The sequence below is a fragment of the Niastella sp. sgz303648 genome, assembly GCF_059587045.1.
In genome coordinates this window covers 252717-278017 of the sequence record NZ_JCAPSW010000003.1, presented here as the reverse complement: position 1 = coordinate 278017, position 25301 = coordinate 252717, and the positions used below count along the sequence as shown (strand labels likewise).

The following is a 25301-nucleotide window of genomic DNA, read 5'->3' as shown; positions in this document are numbered from 1 at the left end:
AGATTTTTATTCGTTTATTGTTTGCACTATCAAACTCATTGCTTTTTGAAGTAATAATTAATCACAATGATCAGCAGGGCCAGTACAGCCCAGGCCGTCATTTCCCAGGTAACCAAATGCCAGCCGCCCCATTTCCAGCACAACAAACCGGTTGAAGTTCCTAAAGCGCCACCCGTAAAACACATAGTCATGTAAATAGTGTTTATGCGGCTATGCGAAGTGGCATCGAGCGTATATATTCTGGCAATATTGGTAACATGCGTGGCTGAAACGCCTACGTCGAGCAAAAAAGTAGTCAGTATAAATGCGATAACAGAACTATTGAAGAAGTGAATAAGCAACAGGCTTACTATAACCATTGATGAAGCGGTTACAAGCGACCGCACTGCATGGCCTTTATCGGCCGACTTGCCAAATACAGGAGCCAGCATTGCTCCTCCGATCGCTACTATTCCGAACAAACCGATCTTATCGGGCCCGTAATGAAACGGCGCACCGCTTAGCTGAAATGTAAGTGTTGTCCAGAAAGAAGAAAAAACGCCGAACAGCAAACCGCTTACTGCAGCTGCCTGTCTCAATATTGAAAATCGTTTAATTTGTAATAAAGTCGACTGAAGCAGCTTTGCATAATTGCCCTTGAACCCGCTTAGCACATTGGGTAAATACCGGTACAGTAAACCTGTTATCAAAACAATAAGCCCGGCCGAAATGCCGTATACGTAGCGCCATCCGAGATGATTGGCAATTAGCCCGCTGAATACGCGGGCCGAAAGAATACCTACAATTATTCCGCTGAAAATACTGCCTACGGTTTTTCCTGTGGTAACCTTATCGAGTGTTGCAGCCATGGGCAATATTACCTGTGCAGATACTGATAGTATACCAATTGCAGCGCTGGCAAGCCAAACAGCCCATAACGATTGGGTAACGCTCATCATCACAAGAACTGCTGCTAATAATACCAGGAGTAATAGAATAAGCCGTTTACGATTTACTTTATCGCCTAAAGGAATTACAAAAAATAATCCCAGTCCGTAACCAACCTGCGAAAGCACCGATATGGTGCCGGCCTGTGTTTCGTTGGTATGAAAGGTGGCGGCGATATCTTTTAATATCGGTTGATTATAATATATGTTGGCAACAGAAGCGCCGGCTGCTGTTGCCATTAAAAATACCTGGCTTTTAGTCAATCCCCTGCTATGCATTCTGTAAAATTTTATGAAATAAGGATAAAACAAGGCCTGGCGCACTTTCACAGTGTGCCACGCCTTGCTGCAAATACTGGTTTTTCAGCTTGCTTTATCGCACAAATGCAGCAAACGCTTTGGCATATTTGGTTGGAAAAAATTCCTGCACGTGATAACTGGCAATATCATTTTTATTAAACGGATCTTCGGCTATGATTTTCTTTAACTCTTCGCCATCAACATGCTGTACCAGTATAATTCCGCCGGTGCGCGGATTTTTTCTGCCTGAAAAAATAAATTTTCCCAGTGCATAATATTTATCAAGAAAGGCTACATGTTCCTCCAAAAAATTGTCCACTTCGCTCAGTGGTTTTTTATAGGTAAGATCGATTAAAAACATAATAACAAATTTTCAGGCTTATGAACTAATAAGCGCCTGAGGGTGTTCAACCTTCAGGCGCCTGGTATCATCTACCCCCGCAATCTTTAGCGATTGACCATCTTTAAAGAACCTTCGCTATACCGGTTACCTGTATTGGGATAACGGTTAATCACTTCTTCAATCTGTTGCAGGTCGGTTTTTGTTAATGCAATATCAACTGCAGCGGCATTTTCTTCGAGGTATTTTCTTTTTTTAGTACCGGGAATGGGTATAATGTCATCGCCCTGGGCCAGTACCCATGCCAATGCCAGCTGAGCAGGTGTGCAGCCTTTTTGTGCGGCCAGTTCGGCAAACTCGTTTACCAGTTTCTGGTTGTTTTGCCAGTGTTCACCATCAAAACGCGGCAGGGTTCTGCGAAAATCATCAGCCGGTAATGCAGTGTTGTCCTGAACGGTAGCAGTTACAAGACCCCGGGCCAGCGGACTGTAAGGCACAAACGTAATACCCAGTTCGCGAATGGTATCGAGTATTTCGCCTTCTGCATCACGGGTGAGTAATGAATATTCGCTTTGCAATGCGGTGATGGGATGCACGGCATGCGCTTTACGGATAGATTTGGCCGAAGCTTCGGATAAACCCAGATAACGCACTTTACCTTCTTTTACCAGGTCGGCCATAGCGCCCACCATATCTTCAACCGGTACTTTGGGATCGATGCGGTGCGCATAATATAAGTCGATGGTATCTATTTGTAAACGTTTCAGGCTCTTTTCAACGGCTGTTTTAAGATAGGCAGGCGAACCGTCGAAATAAGTGGCCGATGTGCCGGCAAAGTTTGAGGTAGCTCCTTCTGTTTGACGAAAACCAAACTTGGTGGCGATAAACACTTTGTTGCGATTTGGCCTCAATACCTTTGAGATCAGTTCCTCATTATGTCCATATCCGTACATATCTGCCGTATCCCAGAAGTTGATGCCCAGTTCAAGCGCCCTGTTCAGTGTTGCAATTGATTCTTCATCGTTACGCGGGCCATAGGCGAAGCTCATTCCCATACAGCCCAGTCCGATAGCCGACAGCTGAATGCCGGTGTTGCCAAGATTCCTATACTTCATAGTAAATAAGTTTTATAAAGCAAAGCTAATCCAATAGCATGCCCGGCCTGTAAAACAATTCAAACCAAAAATTAAATAAATCAAACAATCACTTCTCTGAAGGCAGAAGGGGTTCGGCTGGTTTGTTTACGGAAGAAATTATTGAAGTGCGATGGATATTCGAAGCCCAGTGAATAGGCAATTTCCGACACATTCCAGTCGGTATGCAGCAACAGTGCTTTCGCCTCCTTCACAACTCTTTCTGCAATATGTTCGGTGGTGGTTTTGCCGGTTGCATCTTTTACCGACCTGTTCAGATGATTTACGTGTACCGACAGGCGGCTGGCATAATCGGTGGCTGTTTTTAAATTCAACGCATGGCGGGGCGAATCGATCGGGAACTGGCGTTCGAGTAATTCGATAAACAAATTGGTAATTCGTGATGATGCATTATTATGTTTGAAATAGGAATCGGCCGGTTGCATTTTCATGGCTTCGTGCAGAATAATGCTGGTATAATTGCGCAACAGATCGTATTTGTAAACGTATTCCGACTGAATTTCGGCAAGCATTTTTGCAAAAAGGCCATTGAGGAAATCAACCTGCTCATCGGTTACAAAGAAAACAGGCGTACCTCCTACCTTAAATATCGGCAACTCCTGAAGGCTGGTTAACCTTCCGTCGACCATAAAAAAATCTTCGGTAAACAGGCAAAAATAACCTTCCTGCTGAACGCTCAGCGCCTCCCAGGAATAAGGGATCAACGGGTTAGAGAATAACAGGGCGGGTTTATCTATTTCAATTCCTTTATCAGCGTAGTACAGTGTACCTGTGCCGATTATCAGGCTTATTTTATAAAAATCGCGGCGATTGTACGGCACTACCCGGTTGCAATAATCAGCCCTTGCATACACATTGAAATGTCCCTGGGCAGTGTCAACCGCATGGTGTTGGATCTGGCCGTTGCGGGCATAAAATTCCTGCAGACTTTCGCTTTTCTTCATTTACCAAAGTTATAAAAATCAAATAATGGAAGTGATTTTAATAACAGATTGTTAACGCGGGTAATTTATTAACACAAAACTATCTTTGATCAAAGATCTCAGTTATGGTGTACGCGTTCAAAGGTTTTGTACCGGTAGTTCATCCCACTTCTTTCATACATCCGCAGGCGGCTGTAACCGGAAATGTGATCATCGGAAAAAATGTATATGTAGGGCCGGGTGCTGCCATCCGGGGCGATTGGGGTGCCATAGTTATTGAAGATGGATGCAATGTGCAGGAGAATTGTACCATTCATATGTTTCCCGGTGTAACAGTTTTATTAAAGGAAGGTGCGCATATAGGTCATGGTGCTGTGATTCATGGTGCTACTATTGGCAAAAACTGTTTGATAGGCATGAATAGTGTGATCATGGATAATGTTGAACTGGGGGATGAATGCATTGTTGGCGCGCTCAGTTTTATTAAGGCCGAAGAAAAAATCCCGGCGCGCAGCCTGCTCGTTGGCAATCCGGCAAAAATTATAAAAGAAGTTTCGGATGATATGATACAATGGAAAACGGCAGGAACCGCCTTATATCAGGCATTGCCGGCAGAGATGTATGAGCATTGGCAGGCGTGTGAGCCTTTGCGTGAAGTACCCGCTGATCGGCCGGAGCAGGAAGTGTTATATAAAACCTGGAATGAGGTGAAGGGGAGTTGATGAGTTGACAAGTTGATCAGTTGATAAGGTTGACAAGTGGAAAATTGATAAAAGACAAGTTTTTAAATAGAGACAATGATCAATTAGTAAAAATGGTAACTTATCGGTTAAACAAATAAGTTATGGCGGAGGCGGGGTATCAAAGTTTTGAAGAGTTGGTTGTATGGAAAAAAGCCAGGGAACTAAAGAATGAAATATTTGAACTCGTAAAAACCTTCCCTGCTGAAGAAAAATACCGGCTTATTGATCAACTTGTAAGGAGTTCAAGGTCGGTCAATGCTCAAATTGCTGAAGGGCATGGGAGGCGTACAAATAAGGAAAAAATAAAATATTGTATTCAATCCCCGGGTTCTTTAAGCGAAACCCTTAACCACCTGATTGACGCTTTTGATTGCTCGTATATTAATGATCGACAGCTAAAATTATATCGCAGTAAAATAAGTGAGGTTGAGCGAATTTTAAATGGATATATCACCTGGTTACAAAAAAATGCCGATTAAGTTGTTAACAAGTCAACTTTTCAACTTGTAAAATACTCCCAACTGGTCGCCTGATCAACCTGTAAACTTTTCAACTGATCAACTTATCAACAATCAACTATCTTTGCGCCAATTATTTAAAGTAGTGGAAAAGTCAAACTTTGTAGATCAGATCAGGATTTTTTGCCGCAGCGGACATGGTGGTGCGGGTTGCAAACATTTTTTGCGTACGAAATTCAACCCCCAGGCTGGTCCCGACGGGGGCGATGGCGGCCGCGGCGGACATATTATTTTGCGTGGAAATCAGAACCTTTGGACCTTACTACACCTTCGCTATTATAAAAATGTACTGGCCGAAAACGGCCAGGGCGGCAATAAAAACAATATGACCGGCCGTGATGGCAAGGATATTATAATTGAAGTGCCCCTCGGTACCGTTGCCCGCGATGAGGAAACCGAGGAACAGGAAGTTGAAATTCTGGAACATGGGCAGGAAGTTGTTTGGATCAAAGGTGGCCGGGGTGGTTTAGGCAATGCCCAATTTGCTACCCCAACCAACCAGGCGCCCGAACACGCCCAGCCCGGCGAACCCGGTGAAGAAGGCTGGAAAGTGCTGGAATTGAAAGTGCTGGCCGATGTAGGACTGGTGGGTTTTCCCAATGCCGGCAAATCGACCCTGTTATCGGTTATAACCGCCGCCAAACCTAAAATTGCCGATTATGCATTTACCACGCTTACGCCACAATTAGGCATCGTTGAATACCGTGATAGCAAAAGCTTTTGCGTGGCCGACCTGCCGGGTATCATCGAAGGTGCAGCCGAAGGACGTGGCTTAGGGCACCGCTTTTTGCGACATATCGAACGCAATCCGGTATTATTATTTTTAATACCTGCCGATAGCAACGATCATAAAAAAGAATTTGCCATTCTGGTAAACGAACTTGAAAAATACAATCCTGAATTACTGCATAAACAATTCATTATCGCCATCAGCAAAAGCGATATGCTCGATGATGAATTGAAAGAAGCAATCGAAAAAGAGCTGCCTTCAAATATTCCACATGTTTTTATTACGTCACTTAAACAACAGGGTTTAAGCGAACTGAAGGATTTACTTTGGATGGCGTTGAATGAAGGTGGGGAAACTGCGAATAAGGCAGGTTGATTTCACGCTGTGCCAACCATCCTTCGACTACGCTTAGGATGCTCAGGGCGATAACCATCCTTCGACTACGCTCAGGATATAAGGGACGCTTCGACTACGCTCAGCGACTGAAATACAACTTTCAGGGTATTGCGATTGCCCCTAATATAGCTACCTTTCAAAATCCCTAATACAGTTGGTTATGTTACCCTTTGTAGCTCTGATCAAAGATCTCGCATCTTTTCTGCGTAATATTTTCCGGGCGTTATGGGTCTTTTTTCCCGGTTTTCTATTCCTGGTGCTCACGCTGGTTTGCTTCTGGAATTTACCGCAGGGAAAAGACCTGATGGTGCTGGCAACCGAACATCGCGGTTTTTTTCTGTTGTTTCAGTCATTGCTGAGCTTTCTGGTGCTGGTAAGCTGGTATGCCGCCCGTACAGTAGCCAATGGTAAAAAAGAATGTGGTTATACTGCACCCGGTTATCTGAAAGAAAGTTATTATAAGCATACGCCCCGTTTCATCGGGTTTTCATTGTTCACTATAATCATTCTTGCTTTTGCTCAAACACCGTTGTTCCACCAGGGCATTGAAGACAGCAGCACTTTATATTTTGTTTTACTGTTTGCTTCGATACCCTATTATGTTTTGCTGAATAAATTTTTTGAACGCCGGTTTAAAGTGATTAAACTGAATCACCTTTTTCTTATAACGTTTTTTGCTGTTTTAACAGGTTCAGCATTAATTACCTTAAACATCAGGCGATACTCGTGGCTGGTAATTGTGATGTTGTTAATACTACAGGCCTGTTTTGTGATACTGGTGGTTACCCGCCGCGAAATGTTACAAAAACAAAAAACACGCAATGCCCCGCCTGCAGCGAACAGTACATCGCTTAAAATAGCAAGCCGTATAGGTATTCCGCACGAAGAATTACGGTTTCATGCAATTTTTCTTTTCATCAGTTTAATAGCGCTGGCTTTATATTTAGCCTGTACTTTGAGTGTGTCGTTTGCCGTGAGCCTAGGCACCTTTCCATTCGTAATACTGGCTTTTTCGGTGTTTATGGGCTTTGGATTTATTCTTGCGTTTATTTCGGTTCGCATCGGTATCAATATTCACCTTGTGCTTTTCTTGCTCGTTTTTGTTTTTGGTCAATGGACCGAACGTCACCGCGTTGATTTGATCGAAAACGAGGGTGCCGTTGCCCAGAGTTTTACCGGCAAAGCAGGTGTGAAAGATTATTTTATTCAATGGATAAAAGACAGGGATTCGCTTATTCAAAAATCGAACGAGTTTCCCGTGTACTTTGTACTATCTGACGGCGGCGCGTCCCGCTCTGGATACTGGGTGGCTTCAGTGTTAGGTAAACTGGAAGACACCTCGCAACACGCTTTTTCAAAACATCTTTTCTGTTTGTCGGGCGCTTCGGGTGGCAGTGTAGGCAATGCCGCTTTTTTTACTTTGCTCAGGAATGCAGCTACACAGCCAGGTAAAAACCTTCCCAATAACCAATCGTTTTACCAGGCAGGAAAAGAATACCTGCGCAGCGATTTTCTTACCTATACCCTCAGCCGTATGCTGGGGCACGATTTTTTTGTGAACATGCTGCCGTTTAGTACGCATGGCGACCGGGCAAAGGCGCTTACCGAAGCGCTGGAACAGGCGCCGAAAGACAGTGTGCTGCTGAAATCGCAATTGCAGGTGCCTTTTTCACAACTGGCGGTATATAAAGGCAACGTGAATACCAGTTTGCCGGTGCTGTGCATCAATACCACGCGTATGCAGGACGGTCAGCCGGCCGTTGTGAGCAACATAGCCATTGACCCGGTTACCTTTAATAACCGGATCGACGTGCTGGCCCGATTAAACAACGGGCGCGATATGAAACTAAGCACGGCAGTGGTGCTGGGCGCCAGCTTTCCGTATGTGAGCCCCGCCGGCCGTATCGATGGCATAAAGCTCATGAACGGACAGCCCAAAGAATATCCCTTTTATTTTGTTGATGGCGGGTATGTTGACAATTCGGGTGCAGGCGTGGTTCATGAAATGATCATTAAACTCAATTTTTTGCGCGATTCAATATGCCGGTCAGCCGCCGATACCATTTTGCGCAATAACTGCCGCAAGATCAGTTTTTATGTAATGCATATCAGTAACGGACCCGAAGGTGAGCGGTTACTGAAAAAAGTGAATCCTTTTGTGAATGATCTGGCAGGGCCCCTGCAAACCCTTATGGGGGCTTACGGCGTGCAAACCACTATCAACGACAGCCGCCTTAAAAGCTACCTGCGCAGCCTGTACGGCAACGAGTTACATTATAAACCGATTAACCTGTACCGCCCCCGTGAGCCATTAAAATATTCCATGAACTGGGTTATTTCGGGCCGTACGCTCGACAGTATGGACCAGCGCTTATATTCCCCTGATGTAAGAGCGTACATGACACGCATTTGTCAGGAGGTGAGGAGGTAAATTGTTTGATGGATCAATCCAGCCATCAAACCATCTGCTAAGCCATCTAACAATTGAACAATCGAACAATTTGAATTTTTTCAATAGGTTTGCCGCCACAAAAGCTATCATAATATGAAGAAAATTCTTGTAACGGTTGTATTAGCCGTTTCACTGTTGCGCAGCTTTGCCGATGAAGGCATGTGGCTGCCGCTGCTGCTTGGTCAGCAGGTGTATAACAATATGGTACAGCGCGGTTTGAAGCTTACCAAAGAGCAGTTGTACAGCATGAACAAAGCCTCAATTAAAGATGCCATTATTATTTTCGGAGGTTTTTGCACCGGTGAAATTGTTAGTAACGAAGGACTTATTTTTACAAACCACCATTGCGGGTACGATGCTGTGGCTACCGCCAGTTCGGTAACCAACAACTATCTCAAAAACGGTTTCTGGGCAAAAAGCAAAACCGAAGAAATTCCCTCACCCGGTTTATATGCCGAGTTTTTAACAGAAATAAAAGATGTAACCGCCGAAGTGCTCGATTCTGCAAAAGGACTTACAGGCCTTGATCGTGTAGCAAGGGTTACAGCAGCAACAACAGCGATCAATAAACGTTTTTCAGACGAAAGCACCAACACCATAGCCCGTGTTAGCTCGCTGTTTAAAGGCAACCAGTTTTTAGTGTTTGTTTACAAACGCTATTCTGATATTCGTTTGGCCGGCGTTCCGCCCGAAAGCGTAGGTAAATACGGCGGCGATACCGACAACTGGGAATGGCCCCGCCACACGGGTGATTTTTCGATATTCCGTGTGTATATGAGTAAAGATGGCAAGCCCACCGGTTATTCGCCCGAGAATGTTCCTTTAAAGCCTAAACATTTTTTACCGGTTTCGATCAAAGGCATTAAAGATGGCGATTATGCTATGATATACGGTTACCCCGGCAGCACCAACCGCTACGAAACATCGTATGGCATCAAGCAAAAAATTGATATCGATAATCCCACTCTGGTAAAGTTGCGCGACATGCGGTTGAAGTACATGTTTGAAGAAATGAAAAAAGATCCCGCAATTAAACTGCAGCTTGCCAGCGATTATGCCAGCATTGCCAATTACTGGAAGTTTTTCGATGGCGAAACCAAACAATTGCTCAAATACAACATTTACGATCAGAAAAAAGCGGCAGAAGCTAAGTTTCAAACCTGGGCCAATGGCAAGCCTGAATATGAAAACATTTTCAAAGAGTGGGCTACTGCATATGACCAGTGGCGGCCTTTTTCAAAACATCGTATGTATATAAACGAAGGCATATTCGGTTCGCCTTTGCTTGCATACGCTGCATCGCTGCAACAGGTTGAAAATGCCATTGTAAAAAAAGGCAGTTCAGCAGATATTAAAAAAGCGCTTGAAGCAGCTAAAGAAGCAAGAGCCGAAATGATTAAAGGCGAAAACAAAACTTCTGACCAGAACATTGTAGCCACCGTGCTGCTGATGTACTATCAGGATATTGATAAAAGTCAGCACCCGATTGGTTTTTATGAAGGTGTGAGATCGAATTACGGCGATTTGAACGACGAGGCCACCTATAAGAAATATGCGGCCAGCATATTTGCCAACACCATGATCTTCGACGACAACAAATGGAATGCCTTTAACAATAATCCCGATGCTACGGTGCTGCAGGCCGATCCTGCCTATGCTGCTGCCAGCGCCTTTTTAAAGAACTGGCAGGGTAAATACATGCAGAACTCTCAGCAGTTCATGGCTAAGAACAATGAATTTGCCCGCCTGTACCTGAAAGGAATCATGCAAATGGATACGGTAAAGGCTAAAAAAATGTATCCTGATGCTACTTTCACTATGCGGGTAAGTTTTGGAAATGTAAAAAGTTATAATCCGCGCGATGCCGTGCATTATGACTATGTAACTACCATGAAGGGCGTACTGGAAAAATATCAACCCGGTGATTACGAATTCGACCTGCCCGAAAAACTACTTGAACTGGCCAGGAAAAAAGATTTCGGTCAGTATATTGATAAGCAACGCAACGACCTCGTAATCGGATTTATCACTACCAACGATATTACAGGTGGTAACTCAGGTTCACCGGTAATTGATGGAAGCGGCAACCTCATTGGTTTGGCATTCGATGGCAACTATGAAGCTTTAAGCCATAAAATTGCTTTCGATCCTGTTTATAACCGCACTATTTGTGTTGACGTTCGATATGTGTTGTGGTGTATCGATAAACTGGGCGGTGCAAGTAATCTCATAAGTGAATTGAAGCTGGTAAAACAGTAATAAGTCAGAAAAGTCAGTAAGTCCGAAAGTCCGGAAGAAAGTTGCCGTAGTTGCGACTATCTTTCGGACTTTCCGTCTTCCGGACTTCCGGACATTCTTTTGTACTTTCGCAGTTCAAATAAAGTTTACAATATATGTATCAGGAAAATGAATCGGAGGTTTTGACAGATGTTGAGCAGGAAATTTATATGGATCCGGTTTCGAAGGGCGTGCGGCTGGCGAATTTTGTGATCGACCTTCTTTCACTTTGTGCATGCCTTTTTAGTGTTTTCTTTATATGGGCAATGTTCGATTATTCGTATTTCGAAAAATTAGTAACTAACCTCAAACAGGATACGGTATCTGCAAAATTGTGGCAGATTGTAATTAATGTTGTTCTAACTGTTGGGTACTATACTATTTTAGAAACGGTTACAAGAGGAAGAACGATCGGAAAGTTAGTTACGGGGTCAATTGCTGTAACGGAAGATGGTAACCCCTTAACGTTTAAAACAGCCTTTTTGCGCAGTATTTGCCGCTTAATACCTTTTAATGCGTTTAGTGCGCTGGGCGTTCGTCCCTGGCACGACAGCATCACCAAAACAACCGTGATAAAAAAAACCTGGTGATGTTAATTAGTAGCCGGTGCTATGATTTGTCGATAATTTTTATTTTCTTTCATACCCTAAACCAAAAACTTTTATGGAAGAAACCAACAACCCCGGCTTACTGGAAGATATTCAGTTTGAAATTAATCTTGAACCTGTTTCCACAGGTATTCGATTTACCAATTTTATTATCGACCTGATAATATTTTATGCAGGTGTTTTCTTAATAGGCTTAATATGGGCCTTAATTGCAATAAACACCGGTTCAACTCCCAGGTTAAATCTGGGAATGGGAGAACAATATTTGTTATCATATGTTCTGTATTTCCTTTTTTATAGTATTATGGAAGGCGCCTCAAAAGGCAGATCTGTTGGCAAACTGGTTACCAGAACTGTTGTTTTAAAAGAAGATGGCAGTCCCATCACCTTCACCGATGCTATGATGCGCAGCCTGTGCCGTCTTATACCATTTGAGCCATTTAGCGCATTTGGCTACCGCCCCTGGCACGACCGGTTTTCGAAAACGATACTCGTGAAGAAAATGCGATAAAATAATTGGTCTTAAATTAGCAACAGTTGCAGCTTCCCGATATTAGCTGCAACTGTTGTTTTTTAGTGCTGATATGATTCCTGTGACTTATTTATTTTTTATTATAAATAGTGTATTTTCAGATTGGTAATAATTTAAAAAAGATTACATGCTGCATATGAAAAAGCTTTTTCTGATAATACTTACTATAAGCAGTATTCATCTATACGCTCAGGATAAAATAACAGGTTATGTTGTGAAAAATAAACAACAAATAAAGTTATTTTATAAAAACGAATCAGGAGAAGGAATTACTACGATTGAAAATTTGAAAAACTGGTTGTCTTCTAAAAAACAAAAACTTGTTTTTGCTATGAATGGAGGCATGTTTACACCTGAATTATCACCTGTTGGTCTTTACATTGAAAACTACAAGCAGATAAAAACAATAAATAAAGTACGGGGAGGTGGAAATTTCGGATTAAAACCAAACGGTGTTTTTTATATTAAATCCAATAATCAGGCAGTGATATGCAAAACTGAAGACTTTCGTAACAACGGGGAAATTAAATATGCTACTCAATCGGGTCCAATGTTGGTTGTAAACGGAGAAATTCATCATGCCTTTACGCGTGGATCTTCGAACACCAATATAAGAAATGGTGTTGGGATACTACCTGATGGAAATGTATTATTTGCTATCTCACGCGATGAAGTTAATTTTTATGATTTTGCCATGTTCTTCAAACAAAAAGGTTGTAAGAACGCTCTTTTTCTTGATGGCTCGGTTTCAGAAATGTATTGCCCTGAAAAAGACATGCATCAAACAGCAGGTTCCTTTGGAGTTATCATTGGTGTAACCGCATCCAATTAAATAACCTGTTACCGGTTTGCAATATCCTTTCTTCAGTGCAAATCTTCTTTCTTCGGCCTGATGATCAACCGTAAGGTAGGATCATTGGTAATAAACGACCAGAACCAGCTGAAGGCCAGCTTTACTTTATTTCGAAATCCTATCAGCGGTATAATGTGAATGAACAGCCATACAAACCAGGCAAAAAATCCTTTGAAGAAGAACTTTGGTAAATCGGCTACGGCTTTGTATTTCGAAATAATGGCCAGGCTGCCTTTGTCGTTGTATTCAAATGGCTTTAGCGGCTTCATATCCAGTAACCTGATAAAATTTTCGGCCAGTAATTTTCCCTGTTGAATGGCTACCTGCGCCAGTTGCGGGTGACCTTTGGGGAAGTTTTTATCTGTTGTTTGTAAACACAAATCGCCAAGCGCATAAATATTTTGCGTGCCCTGCACTTTATTAAATTCATCTACCATAATCCTTCTGCCACGGGCAATTACTTCGGCCGGTAAGCCTGGTACCTCGCGGCCTATTACACCCGAGGCCCATATCAGCGCGTTGGTGTTTATAGTTCTTCCATCGGCCAGTAACACAACCCCATCTTTATAATCTTTTACGGCTGTATTGTTGATCACATGCACCCCTAACCTTTTTAATACCCGCGTAGCTTCTTTCTGTGATTTTTCGCTCATAGGGCCTAACAGCACTTTTCCTGCATCAACTAAATACAAATGTGAACGTAGATCTTTTATTTCAGGATATTCCTTAAGGGCGATGTTGCGGCCCAGCTCGGCCAGCATGCCGGCCAGTTCAACACCTGTTGGTCCTCCGCCGGCAATTACAATATTTAAATGCTTTTCTTTTTCATTTTTATCGGTAGTTCGTACCGCCTTTTCCATGTTCAGCAGCAAATGATTTCGCAGGTTAAGGGCATCGTCGATAGATTTCATGGGCAATGCATTTTTCTTTACCTGCTCCATGCCAAAATAATTGCTTTCGGTGCCCAGCGCCAATACCAGATAATCATATTCCAGCACACCGGTTTCTGTTTCAATAGTGTTTTTATCGGGGTTCACTTTCAGCAGTGCACCCATGTGAAAACGCAAATTGGTTTTCTTCTGAAACATTCGTCGAAAAGGATAGCTGATATTCGAAGGTTCAATAAACGCGGTTGCTACCTGGTACAAAAGCGGGGGAAAAAAATGATAGTTGTTTTTATCAACCAGGGTAACATGAAAACGATTGTCTTTGCAAAGTTTTTTGATAAGATTAATACCGGCAAATCCACCACCTGCGATTATTACTTTTTTTGTAGCCTGTTCCATACTGATTCTTCTTAAAGTTATAAATGCTTGAACCGGGATTTCGCAATGATAAAAAGCGAACTCTACCTGTTTTTTTTCAGGCTATGGCAAGTGCTGGTTACTTTAAGGGAGGGTTAAACGTAACGCAAAGGTCGTTACTATTCCTGAAATCAGGTTCAATTCTAAAAAATATTGCAACATATTAAATGCGCTTCATATGGTTGCAGCAACCGGGCAAGCAAAAACATGGCGAAATCATTGTTTTAGTTGTGATTATTAAACCGGTTCATGACTGTCCAGTATTTATCCTTAAAAATATCGTACGAAATATCTAACTGGTTGTGGTAGTTATAAATTAGTTCCGATATCGTTTTCGATACTTTTCTAAATTCCTTACACGCAAAATAAATGTGGGTGCTGCTATTGTAGGTTTGTCTTCCGAGGTTCAGGTAGCCATCATAATCGTGCAGCTGTTCGGTACATTCGTCGTTGAAGCGGTTTATCGTGGCATAGGTTTCGGTATCGGGCATACCGTTGGTTTCCTTTGCATCATATTTTATTTCAATTACCATTATCCATGGGTGCGAAGGCTTTGCTTCCCAGTCGAGTAGATCCTGGTTTATAACAGCTACCAAAGGAAATCCTTTTTCATCTTCACCTTCCAGGGCCGAATGCGAATCGTTTTCGGTATTATGACGGGTAGCTTTATATTTTTCTACAAACTCTTTTTCGCGCCAGTTTAAAAAGTCGTTTAGTTTAGCAAATGGGATCAGGTCTTTACCGGCCGGTGCTTCGCCTGCTACATGCACCGAATCGATTAATGTAGCGGCATTCAATTCGCCAAGTATATAATCCAAAAAAAGAAGACACCCATTGCTGATGTCGCTTTTGTTAATTGGAGTCAGGTCTTTATGTACAAGGGTTATATCAATTTCATCGGGGTATTCGCTGTGTTCATTGCTGTAAAAACTGATATTGTCGCTGTTGAACTCGTAACCACTCATTTCGAGGTTTACATTTTTTATTCCTGTTGGCGGTTTTAAAGCCGTGAACTTCCATCCCTGTATAGGCGGAGCTGTTTCAATAAGTTCTTCTACAAAAACAAAAGTTTTTAAATCGCCATCGGCCGTGATTACCAGTTCGGCCGTATGTGTGTTGAACATACCTGTTGAACAATAAAACTTTGAGTTTAATTGCTCAAGCTTTTGCATCAGCTTGTCGAGGAAGTTGCGGTCAACATCCTTGTCGTCTTTTACAATTTTATAAAAAGATTTTTCATGCAGTATAAACCAGTTCCAGAAAGCGCTATTGTTTACAACAGGTTCTTCTTTGGTGCCAAACAATTTTTTAAGAAAGCTCATTGGGTTTTTTATGTTATCCATTCTGATAAAGGGCCAAAATACAGGATTTCCTTTGTTTTTTCAGAATGAATGAGCACTTAAAAAGGCACATACGCATCGCCGCCGAAAAGTATTGTGTTAAAAACAGGCAAAAGTCATATGCTTATAAATAAACATATGACTTTTAATGCCTGGTCACAGGGAGGGGTTAAACTTTTATTCTGAACTTGAGCATATTGCTCATTTGTGTGTTGACTACCTCGTAGCAATCGGGTACTTCATCTTCAAGACTATGAAAGGTTACCAGCCGGGTTCCGGCGGGCATTTTTTCAAGTTGCTTATACAAAAAGCGGTTGTAATAATTAAACAATTCGGCTGAATAATGAATGTCTTCATCAATTTTATCGGTTCCTGTAAGATTTTCGTAAAACGAATTGAAGAAATAAAAGTGGTCGAAGTTTTTAAGATCGAGCTGGGTGAAATTGCCGTGAATGAACGAAACATTTTCAAAGCCCAGAATATTTCCGGCTGTTTCAGCATGTTTGATCAGATGGCGTCTTTGTTCTACTCCATAATAAGTTGCCTGCGGATAAAAGTGTGCAGCGCTGAGGCAAAACTTGCCAACACCGCTGCCTATGTCTAATATTTTTACATGCTTTTCGGTTGCCAGAAATTCGGCTGCAACACGGGCAACATGCAGGGGCGTCCAGTGCCTGGCAGAGAGGGTTCTGATATCTAAAGGATACAGCTGATTGAACTGTTCATCAGAATAAAACCATTTTCCGGCTGTTTTTCTTCTTTCGTGTAAAAGCATACTTCTATTTCTTTACGATTTGGCATATTTGCTTTTGCCGTTCATCTGATATTCTTTAGGCAGCAATAAACCTTTTCTTTCGTAAGGTTGAGCCGGAATAATCAAAGCGATCCAACCGTTGTTTTCGGGTTGTTGTAATAATAAGTTGCGGTTATCGGTTAATACATCATTTACTTCAAGAATCTTACCATCTACAGGCATATGTATATCAATCCTGTAATCGACATACCGGATGGTGGCGATTGTTTCGCCCTGCTTTTTAAAGCCCGACAGATCCTGTAACAGAATTTCTTCAACCTCTTTAAATCCGGTCAATTTAAAGGCGCAAACCCCCACATAGGCAACGGATCCCTGAAAATCGACCCATTCATGGTCTTTTGTGTAGTACAGATCTCTTTTAGAGGGATTGTCTTTTTTCATGGTGCAAAGCTATTCTCAAAACGGGGTACTTGCGGTAAGCTATATCAATTGAAATAGTGAGGTTTGTCAACTTTTTATTACCGCCGAAGGCGGGTTACCACCCCTAAAACAGTTAAATTTGCATACATACATGAGCTTACGAGGTATTTTTCCGATTGATAAGTGGGATTTTAAAAGTGAATCTATATTGAAGGATTTACCTGCTGCCGATTTTGAATTACTCACCGCCAATAAAACCGAACAACTATATTCAAAAGGCGAAATCATTTTCAGGGAGGCCGCCTATCCTTCGGGCATCTTTTATATCATTGAAGGCAAAGCAAAGAAGTATAAAGTTGATAAAGAAGGAAGAGAACAAATTATATATGTTGCCAATTCGGGCGAACTGTTGGGTTATCATGCCATACTTTCAGAAGACCGTTATCCCGATTCGGCCTCGGCACTCGAAAAAAGCAGAATAGCCTTTATACCCAAGGAAGATTTTTTGCATACCCTGCAACAGTCGGAGGTGTTAAACAGACGCCTGCTAAAAACCTTAAGTCATGAGTTTGCTGTGCTGGCAAACAGTTTATCGGTATTTGCCCAAAAATCGGTTAAGGAGCGACTGGCATTACAGCTGATCGTGCTCAGGGAAAAATACAAAGTGAATTTTCAACCGGGCATGCCTGTTGAAATTAATATGAGTCGCGATGATCTGGCAAATTTAGTAGGTACTGCGCGGGAAAGCGTAGTGCGCATTCTTACCGAATTTAAAGAAGCCGGTATTGTAGAAACAAAAGGAAGAAAGATTATTGTGCACGATGTGAACCAGCTTATACAAATAGCCAACTACAAATAATGCATCAAGGCGTGAGTTGCATACATTCTGATTGTATCATCGGAATCAGTTTGTCGATAATATTTCTGAATTCATTCATCAGTTTTTCCAACGAGGGGTAATTTTCTTCCGTCCATTCGGTAGTTTCAATTTGTTTGGCAATATTGGAGGCCGAAACAACGCTCAGGTTAGCCAGGGAAGATTTCATGCGGTGCGCCAGGAACTTTACTTTTTTCATATCCTTTTCTTCATAGGCCTGTTCAAGCTGACCAAGCGAGTTCACCGTTTCCTGTATAAAAACCTGCAACATTTTTGAAATGAATTTTTCATCGCCGCGGGTAATTTGCTTCAGTTTACCAAGGTCGTACAGTGAGCTGTCAACAACCGGCATGGATTCTTTGGCTTCGGTAAATGAAATTTCGCGGCAAAGCCATTTGGCAATCAGTCGAATCAGGTCTTCTTCTTCAAAGGGTTTGCTTAGGTAATCGTTCATGCCTGCCTTTATGCATTTTTCCATTTCGCCTTTAACGGCGTTTGCCGTTAATGCAATAATAGGAATTGCCGATCTTATTTCTTCGCGAATAATATTAGTGGCTTCAAGGCCATCCATCACCGGCATTTGTATATCCATTAATACAATGTCGAACCGGTTGTTTCGTAAAGCTTCAACTGCATCGGCCCCATTCACTGCTTCATGAATAATGGCGCCATACTGGTTTAATATGGTTTCGGCCACCACGCGGTTCATTTCATTATCTTCTACCAGTAATATTTTTTTGTTCGATAGCACCTGTGAATCTACCTGGGTATTATCGTTTTTGGGCAACGAGCACTCTGCACATTTTGGAAACGACAACATAATGCCAACCTTTGTGCCTTCGCCTTTTTTACTATCTACCGTAATGGTTCCGTTCATAAGTTCAACCAATTGTTTCACTATGCTCATGCCAAGGCCGGTTCCGCCATAGCTTCGGGCAATGCTTTCATCTTCCTGACTGAATTTGTTGAACAGATTTTTTAAATATGCTTCATCCATTCCCTTGCCGGTATCACTGATCATGATCTCAAGCTGCTGGCGGTCGGGCAGGTCGCTCATTAACCGGCATTTTAGCGTAACGCTTCCCCGGTTGGTAAACTTTATCGAATTACTCAACAGGTTCATCAGTATCTGGTTAATGCGATAGGGATCGCCTTTTAATGCCGGTGCAATGTCATCGGCTACGGATAAAGCGAAGATTAATCCTTTTTCTTCGGCTTTTAATTTCAATACACGGCTGGTATTGTGCACCAGCTCATGCATATTAAATCCGATTTCTTCGAGGGTAACTTTACCGGCATCTAATTTCGAAAAATCAAGTATGTCGTTTATGATAACCAGCAAATGATCGGCCGCCGTTCCTATAATATCAAGAAATGATTGTTGTTGCTGATTGAGGTTTGTTTTTTGCAGTTGCTTGCTCATGCCTACTATGGCATTCATGGGCGTTCTTATTTCATGGCTCATGTTGGCCAGAAACAGATCTTTGGCATGGGCCGATTTTTCGGCTACCTGCTTAGCCTCGAGTAATTGCTGGGCCAGTAATTTTTGTTGGGTAATATCGAGGTGAATACCTATAGAACCTGTATGTTGTTGCTTATCGTTGTACAGCGGAGCTCCGCAAACCAGCCACCAACGGTTGTTGCTGTGTTTTGTTTTAACGTTCATTTCATAGGCATCGGATTGACCCAGCTGGCGTAAATTGTTTTTTGCCTGCATTATGTGCCTGTACTCATCTTTCACAAAAAGATTCATGGCATTTTTGCCGATCAGCTCATGCTCCTCATACCCGCTCATGGTGCAAAAGCTTTGGTTCACATAGCGGATATTTTCGTTAAGGTCTACCTCAATCAGTCCCAGGTTCATATTGGCAATGATGCTTCTGTATTTTTCTTCCTGCCTCTTAATTTTGATCTCCGACCGTTTTCTTTCAGTTATATCAGTATAGGTCCATAAGTGGCCTTTGTAGGTATCATCTAAATATAAAGGAATATAATTTCTTTCCAGCACGCGCCCATCGGCCATTATAATTTCCTCGTTAACCTGTGGCTGTTTGTTTTTCAAAAGTTCCTGCATCCTGGGCACAAATTCCCCGGGTTGTTTCAGCAGGGCTTTACTGCTTTCGGCAATTTTAGCATAATCGGTACCTACCAGCGTTTCGGGGGCGGCCTGAATTGAAAAAAATTCGGTGAATTGTTTATTGGTGAGTATTACTTTCCGGTTCTCATCTTCGAGCAATACGCCGGTTTGTAAGTTTATGAGCAGGTGACTCAGGCGGTTGGCCGTAGCGGTTAATTCGCTCTGTATGGTTTTATAATTATGAATATCGGTTAGTGTTCCTATAATGGTAATAGGTTTGCCGTTCTTTGTTTTGCGTATAACGCCACCGCGGTTCAATACCCATTTTATAGTTCCGTTGCTTTGCTTTACCCGGTATTCGAGGCAATGTTTGTCTAATTGACCGTGAAGATATTTTCTGAAGGTTTCTATAGCTATCGGTCGGTCTTCATCAATGATCGAATCCCACCACATCATATTCTCTTTTCCGATGTATTCGGTTTTATTCAGATCGAGAATTGAGTTTTCGTTCAACGCAAACGTCATGGTGCGGGTAGGAAAATGATATTCCCATACATTATCGTCGATGGTTTGCAGGGCAAGCCGTAAGCGTTTTTCTGATTGTTTGAGTAATGTGTCGGCTTTCTTTTTTTCTTCCAGCTCGTGTTCGAGATAGTTAATTACGCCCGAAAGATCGTCTGCATCGTTGTGGATAGCCACTGTGCCTTTGAACTTGCTGATCGTTTCTTTTAGTTGTTGAAGCGAAGCCTGTTTAAGTTTTACTTCTTTTGTTAACTTTTCGTTTATCTTAATATATTCTTTTTCGCTTAAGGCAAAGGCATGATTGAACAGATTTCGGTCTTTTTCATATTGTTCATACGAATCATGCACCGCCTGAATGAAACGGATAAGATGTTCCTGCTTAAGATAATCTTCCGGAAGATATTTTTTTATTTGACGTTCAAGAAGTTTATTAAAGCTCATAAAACTATTATAACTCGTCGAAGGTTGTAATGGTCATTGTTTGATTATGCAGTTCGCATTTTGCATTTTCGTTAAACGGTGAAATTTCGCCATAGGAATAAAAACCGGTTAACAATGTATTTCTGCCAAAAGTATCGGCAACGGTTTCTACTTCTTCCTCGGTGCGTTTCCCAAGAATGATCTTGCGACCTACGCAACTGATCAGCAACGCCAGCTGCGGCGCTGCAGACAGTTTTTGAAAAGCCTGACCTGCTGCATGGGTAGCTGCATCTACCAGTTTATCGAAATTTGCTTTCATAAAACGAACTTTCGATCCATTGGGAATATCACCGGCGAATACCATGCTGCCGTTTTCCTGGTCAATAGAAAGAATCGTTCTTACCACGGGCTCATCATCGTCGTTTAATTTTACACCTAACGGAAACAATAATGCCGATTGTGGTAATTCATCGGCATAAGGGCCCAGGTAACTTTTATACAGGTCTAATGCTTTTTGGCCTTCTATTTCGAAAAGCTGATTGGCAGTTGACCGGGTAACGATGCGTTCGGGGCCAAAGATTTCCCATCCACCCATAGAGGCATGTGAAACCACGAAGTTTTTACCATAAAAAGGTATGGCAACGATATTGCCCGATGAAGGCTTTTCATTTAATCCCACTACAGTTGAAATAAAAGATGTTCCGTCGCCGGCAAGTCCGCCCGTAACCGGAACCCTGTTATTTACCAGTTCATTAATTCCCCTCACCAGTTCACTGCCGTTAACGTTGCTGCCATCGGATATAATAAGTATGTAGGAGAGGTTTACGAAATTGATTAAATGTATTAAGGCTTTGCCGGCTTCATAACTGTTAGCATAGTCGCTGATTTTTACCGAAACCGGACTGATAGAAGTTTTTTCGAGTTCAATGGCTGCTACCGAAACAGAGTTGTCGTTCACCTTGTTGTTTAAAATTTCTCCGGCTGTAGAACAAAGAACAATATGCGCTTCGGGATATTGTTCTTTCAGTTTTTCAAAAACGGGCTGTGTGCTGATTATGCTTTTTGCGCCAAAACCCAATACCAGCCTTGTTTTTGCAGGATGTGCGTTGAGACTTTCGTTCTGTACCTGCAATTCATTGTTGTTATATAAAAGAAGGGTTGTACGCATGTGGCAATGGGTTTAAAGGTTAAAAAAGGGTTTCATGCAATTCGTTTTATAATGAAACGGGCCGGGTAATAAAAATAATCTCTGTTTAAAAAACGCAAGTAAGATAAAATTATTCACATTCGAAATGCGCAGCGTATAGGGTAACCCTTATGTAATTTAGCTGAATTTTTTAATACAGCAGAATTGTTTGCAATAAGTTGTCATGTAAGGGTTGTAGTAAGGAAAATAACGGTTAGTTTATTGATTTAAGTCAATTGGAAAGAAGGCGCAAGGTACAAGGCTCAAGGTACAAAAAGCAAGGTACAAGATACAAGACCCAAAGCCCGGGATACCGGGCAATGCAAGGCTTGGCCATAGGAAAGGCCAGGCCGCGAAACAAGAAACCAAAAACAAAAAACCAGGAACAGTATTAGCTGCCTACCAGCTCGAGCAGTTTGCTTTTATTTTTCATAGCTGCTTTATAACCGGCTTCGTATATGAGGTCGGCTTTGTTAACGTCGAACATACCAAATTCATGCAACAGTGGTTCTATAAAAATATCCAGGCTGTTCACTTTGTTGTATACGTTAGAGGCGATGGCCATGTGAAAGCATTTTTCGATCATGTTCATTTTGCCAATGCGTTTGCCATTACCCAGACCTTGCGGAATATTATTTACATAACAGCCGATGAGCTTATCGCAATTTTTTTCGAGGGGTTCAACGGGGAAGTTATTCAGCAGGCCACCATCTACCAGCACATGATCATCAATTTTAACCGGTTCGAATATAACGGGTACCGAGGCCGATGCAATAACCGTTTGAATGAGCTTGCCTTTTGAAAAAGTGATGGCTTTATTATTAGCGAAATCGGTGGCGGTTATGTAAAGTTTCAGGTTCAGGCTTTCAAATGAATCTTCGGGTATATAAGTTTGTAACACTTTCAGTAATGCCTTCATGGAAAACAGGCCGTCTTTATTCAGTAGAAAGCTCGACCAGCCGAAGTAGGAATTCTTTTTAAGGACGTCTCTTATTTTTTCAGGTGAATGTCCTGCAGCGTACAGGGCGCCTACGATGGCGCCGGCGCTAACGCCCGATACGGCATAGGGTTCAATATTCAATTCTTTCAAAACCTGTAACAAACCCAAATGAGCGAAGCCTCTTACACCGCCGCCGCTAAGAACAACACCAGTTTTCATTATATAGAATAAATTATGTTGAACAAAATAAGGTAGTACCAGATGAACGGCAATGTATAAGCATTTATTTGTAATTGCAACAGATGAGGATGGTATTTTTGGTTAAAGTTCTTCTGTTAGTTACTGAAGAAAGGCCTTATCAGAATTTAACAAAACTATGTATTGCAATCGGAAAAACAGCAAAAATAAAGCCCGGTACTTTCCGTTTGAGGATAACAATAACATCACCATGAACCGGTATAACCTTTCCCTGATCGTTCTTGTCTTTTTTATGGCTGCCTGCAGAGAGCAGGATAATGTAACGCAGTTAAAAGAAATCAATAAAAGCCTGGAATTTTCGAATGCGGTGATATACGAGGGCACTCATATTGTTTATGTGGAATTGCAGAATAAATTACGGGCCCCTGAAACAAATCAAACGGCAGCTATATGGCAACCGAGGGCAATCGAAATTCAGAAGCATGCTGCTGCAATCAACATGTTTGTTGAAAATTTGAAAACAGCATTAATTGAGCAATCGGATAGTTTAAAAAATATGGATCAGGGGTTGGTAAAGCATTTATTTATTACCGATGGAAAAGCGCAGGAACTGTTTAATAAACTGGCTATTTTTAAAGATAGTATTCCTGTAATTTTTGGTATTGAGCAACTTGAGGGTAATGATCAACGGAAAGCACGATTAGCGAGGGATATTGGGCAATTTACCAAACGAATGCTTTTGCTTGCCGGGTATACAGATAGTATGTCTGAAAAAGAACGCGGGGAATATGCAAAAAACTGGATTCAACATAATTTTACCGGAAGCTCTTCATTAATGGCAATGCTGGTTTTAAATAAAATAGAAAATGATGTGCTTACATCAGAAAAAACATTCGCATATTATTGCAACAATCAAATTGGAGTGATTGATGGACCTGGCTTTTATGAAGTATTTCATGCATTAGGCGTGTTAAGTAGTAGTTATGTAAAGCAAGGTCAGTCTATTGAAGTAACTGCAGCAGTAGGCTCGTTGAGTGCAGCTTCAAAGCCTGTGATTATGATTGATGGCAAAATAGTAAAGTTGAATGAGGACGCTGCCGCTGTATATAACTTCACTGCCAATGGCAAACCGGGGAAGCATGTTGTGCAGCTAAAAATTTCATTTACCAAACCTGATGGCAGTACAGAAACTATTTCAAAAAACCTTAAATATATTATTGCTGAATAGTTATCATTTTCAGTTGAGCAATAGCCAGGCAGCCTCAATATGAAAATTGATCTTTGTCAATTTGTTGGTTTTTATATGTTCCTCCTGCATTATAACGCTTGCATCTGTTTCAGTATTCACTAACATTTATTATTATGTGGAATTGAAAAACCGTTAAACCAACAAACATGACCACTTTCAAAGGATTTATGCGCTCAACAACCGCCACTATGCGCAGAATAGACAGAGCTCAGCAACAGCTTGCAAGAGAAGCAGTAAAACAATATAAACTTCAACAAAAGCAACAGGACCTTGAAAACGCTGCAAAAGCGGTACATGATTATGAGGAATATGTTGAGGTGTTGAAATCTGTTCATAAGAATGCAGCTGAATTATTCAACTGGGAACAGATAAATAAAGAGCCGGCGCCTGTGGAGCCTGTTTTATTGCAGCAAAAAGAAAAGGAAGCAAAAAGGAAAGCCGACAATTACCGGCCATCGTTTATTGATAAGCTATTTAAGTTAAGTAAAGGGAAGGCCAAGCGGTTTGAAAAAAAGATTACACAGGCAATACAGGAAGATCAGAAAATATATAAAGCTCAATTAGAAAAGTATCAAATAGAACATAAGGAATGGGAGGAAGTAAATAATATTTCAAAGGGCGTTCTTTTAAAAGATACAGAGTGTTATAAAAAAGTGCTGGAATATTTTACTCCATTCAGTGATATAAATGAATTAGGCACCCGGCTAACATGCAATTTTGAAAGTGACCGGGGATCAGTTGATTTGTTTATTAATAACGACGACGTAATTCCCAATTATATTTTGTCGCAAACCTCTACCGGCAAGCTTTCAAAAAAGAATATGACTGCCACCAAATTCAACGAATTGTATCAGGATTATGTATGCAGCTGTGTTTTGCGCGTTGGCCGTGAAATATTGGCACATTTGCCATTGAAGTATGTTGTTGTAAATGCCTTGGGAAACATGTTGAATACTGTTACAGGGAAAATGGAAGATCAGGCTATTCTGTCTGTTGCGTTCTACCCCGAAACATTTGAAAAAATAAATTTTGAAACGATAGACCCTTCAGATTCGATGAAAAATTTTATCCATAATATGAAGTTTAGTAAAATAAACGGATTTGTTCCGGTTGAGAAGCTGGAACCAGGTAGTCTGCAGAGGTGAAGTATTTAAAGGGTAGTCTTCCCATAGCGAAAGATTTTTTTGTTGAAATTGTTTGCACAAATCTGAAATAAAAAGGCCGTTCCAAATTTGCATTTGAAACGGCCTCTTTTTTATAAC

22 protein-coding genes are annotated in these 25301 nt (G+C 41.6%); 11 read left to right on the top strand and 11 right to left on the bottom strand.

Translation table 11 applies throughout. The annotated features are described in order from the left end of the window. Nucleotides 1-35: 35 nt before the first annotated feature. The 4 genes from AC59IL_RS09940 to AC59IL_RS09925 form a co-directional block, all read right to left on the bottom strand. Nucleotides 36-1205: an MFS transporter gene (locus tag AC59IL_RS09940; protein WP_496551963.1), complete on the bottom strand. Its 1170-nt coding sequence runs from the start codon at nucleotides 1203-1205 to the stop codon at nucleotides 36-38. 94 nt (nucleotides 1206-1299) lie between these two features. After that, a complete protein-coding gene (locus AC59IL_RS09935) occupies nucleotides 1300-1587 on the bottom strand; it encodes a YciI family protein (RefSeq protein WP_496551962.1) in 288 nt (95 codons plus the stop codon). A gap of 86 nt (nucleotides 1588-1673) precedes the next feature. Then, nucleotides 1674-2681: an aldo/keto reductase gene (locus AC59IL_RS09930; protein WP_496551961.1), complete on the bottom strand. Its 1008-nt coding sequence runs from the start codon at nucleotides 2679-2681 to the stop codon at nucleotides 1674-1676. Nucleotides 2682-2761: 80 nt separating this feature from the next. After that, nucleotides 2762-3664: a helix-turn-helix domain-containing protein gene (locus tag AC59IL_RS09925; RefSeq protein ID WP_496551960.1), complete on the bottom strand. Its 903-nt coding sequence runs from the start codon at nucleotides 3662-3664 to the stop codon at nucleotides 2762-2764. Nucleotides 3665-3768: 104 nt separating this feature from the next. On the opposite strand from AC59IL_RS09925, the gene AC59IL_RS09920 reads away from it, so the two are divergent. The 8 genes from AC59IL_RS09920 (at nucleotide 3769) to AC59IL_RS09885 (ending at nucleotide 12731) form a co-directional block, all read left to right on the top strand. Next, nucleotides 3769-4365 (top strand): acyltransferase, encoded by a 597-nt coding sequence (locus AC59IL_RS09920; RefSeq protein WP_496551959.1) that lies wholly within the window; start codon nucleotides 3769-3771, stop codon nucleotides 4363-4365. 122 nt (nucleotides 4366-4487) lie between these two features. Beyond that, a complete protein-coding gene (locus AC59IL_RS09915; protein WP_496551958.1) occupies nucleotides 4488-4865 on the top strand; it encodes a four helix bundle protein in 378 nt (125 codons plus the stop codon). 103 nt (nucleotides 4866-4968) lie between these two features. Continuing rightward, entirely contained in the window at nucleotides 4969-6009 is a 1041-nt protein-coding gene (obgE, locus tag AC59IL_RS09910) for a GTPase ObgE (RefSeq protein ID WP_496551957.1), read from the top strand. Nucleotides 6010-6190: 181 nt separating this feature from the next. After that, the gene (locus AC59IL_RS09905; protein WP_496551956.1) at nucleotides 6191-8461 is read left to right on the top strand and encodes a hypothetical protein; all 2271 of its coding nucleotides are present in this window, start codon (nucleotides 6191-6193) and stop codon (nucleotides 8459-8461) included. A 114-nt stretch (nucleotides 8462-8575) separates the two neighbouring features. Next, nucleotides 8576-10741, top strand: coding sequence for a S46 family peptidase (locus tag AC59IL_RS09900; protein WP_496551955.1), 2166 nt, complete (start codon nucleotides 8576-8578; stop codon nucleotides 10739-10741). A gap of 134 nt (nucleotides 10742-10875) precedes the next feature. Next, a complete protein-coding gene (locus tag AC59IL_RS09895; protein ID WP_496551954.1) occupies nucleotides 10876-11349 on the top strand; it encodes an RDD family protein in 474 nt (157 codons plus the stop codon). A gap of 73 nt (nucleotides 11350-11422) precedes the next feature. Next, on the top strand, nucleotides 11423-11878 hold the full coding sequence (locus AC59IL_RS09890; protein ID WP_496551953.1) for an RDD family protein: 456 nt from the start codon (nucleotides 11423-11425) through the stop codon (nucleotides 11876-11878). A 157-nt stretch (nucleotides 11879-12035) separates the two neighbouring features. Next, the gene (locus tag AC59IL_RS09885; RefSeq protein ID WP_496551952.1) at nucleotides 12036-12731 is read left to right on the top strand and encodes a phosphodiester glycosidase family protein; all 696 of its coding nucleotides are present in this window, start codon (nucleotides 12036-12038) and stop codon (nucleotides 12729-12731) included. Nucleotides 12732-12763: 32 nt separating this feature from the next. Here the strand turns inward: AC59IL_RS09885 and AC59IL_RS09880 are convergent, their stop codons facing one another. From AC59IL_RS09880 to AC59IL_RS09865, 4 genes are all read right to left on the bottom strand, one after another. Beyond that, the gene (locus AC59IL_RS09880) at nucleotides 12764-14038 is read right to left on the bottom strand and encodes an NAD(P)/FAD-dependent oxidoreductase (protein WP_496551951.1); all 1275 of its coding nucleotides are present in this window, start codon (nucleotides 14036-14038) and stop codon (nucleotides 12764-12766) included. Between the two features lie 242 nt (nucleotides 14039-14280). After that, nucleotides 14281-15378, bottom strand: coding sequence for a DUF695 domain-containing protein (locus AC59IL_RS09875; protein WP_496551950.1), 1098 nt, complete (start codon nucleotides 15376-15378; stop codon nucleotides 14281-14283). A 187-nt stretch (nucleotides 15379-15565) separates the two neighbouring features. Continuing rightward, a complete protein-coding gene (locus tag AC59IL_RS09870; RefSeq protein ID WP_496551949.1) occupies nucleotides 15566-16171 on the bottom strand; it encodes a class I SAM-dependent methyltransferase in 606 nt (201 codons plus the stop codon). Between the two features lie 12 nt (nucleotides 16172-16183). Beyond that, nucleotides 16184-16591 carry a glycine cleavage system protein H gene (locus AC59IL_RS09865; protein WP_496551948.1) on the bottom strand — a complete coding sequence of 136 codons (408 nt, stop codon included), beginning with the start codon at nucleotides 16589-16591 and terminating at the stop codon, nucleotides 16184-16186. Nucleotides 16592-16721: 130 nt separating this feature from the next. On the opposite strand from AC59IL_RS09865, the gene AC59IL_RS09860 reads away from it, so the two are divergent. Beyond that, nucleotides 16722-17429, top strand: a complete 708-nt coding sequence (locus tag AC59IL_RS09860) for a Crp/Fnr family transcriptional regulator (RefSeq protein WP_496551947.1) — start codon at nucleotides 16722-16724, stop codon at nucleotides 17427-17429. A 4-nt stretch (nucleotides 17430-17433) separates the two neighbouring features. Here the strand turns inward: AC59IL_RS09860 and AC59IL_RS09855 are convergent, their stop codons facing one another. From AC59IL_RS09855 to AC59IL_RS09845, 3 genes are all read right to left on the bottom strand, one after another. Then, nucleotides 17434-20487: a PAS domain S-box protein gene (locus tag AC59IL_RS09855; RefSeq protein WP_496551946.1), complete on the bottom strand. Its 3054-nt coding sequence runs from the start codon at nucleotides 20485-20487 to the stop codon at nucleotides 17434-17436. A gap of 7 nt (nucleotides 20488-20494) precedes the next feature. Beyond that, nucleotides 20495-21634, bottom strand: a complete 1140-nt coding sequence (locus AC59IL_RS09850) for an FIST signal transduction protein (protein WP_496551945.1) — start codon at nucleotides 21632-21634, stop codon at nucleotides 20495-20497. A 409-nt stretch (nucleotides 21635-22043) separates the two neighbouring features. Further along, complete coding sequence (locus AC59IL_RS09845; protein WP_496551944.1) at nucleotides 22044-22811, bottom strand: patatin-like phospholipase family protein; 768 nt, start codon at nucleotides 22809-22811, stop codon at nucleotides 22044-22046. Between the two features lie 157 nt (nucleotides 22812-22968). On the opposite strand from AC59IL_RS09845, the gene AC59IL_RS09840 reads away from it, so the two are divergent. Beyond that, on the top strand, nucleotides 22969-24018 hold the full coding sequence (locus AC59IL_RS09840) for a hypothetical protein (protein WP_496551943.1): 1050 nt from the start codon (nucleotides 22969-22971) through the stop codon (nucleotides 24016-24018). 167 nt (nucleotides 24019-24185) lie between these two features. Beyond that, nucleotides 24186-25184 carry a hypothetical protein gene (locus AC59IL_RS09835; RefSeq protein WP_496551942.1) on the top strand — a complete coding sequence of 333 codons (999 nt, stop codon included), beginning with the start codon at nucleotides 24186-24188 and terminating at the stop codon, nucleotides 25182-25184. Nucleotides 25185-25301 lie beyond the last annotated feature (117 nt).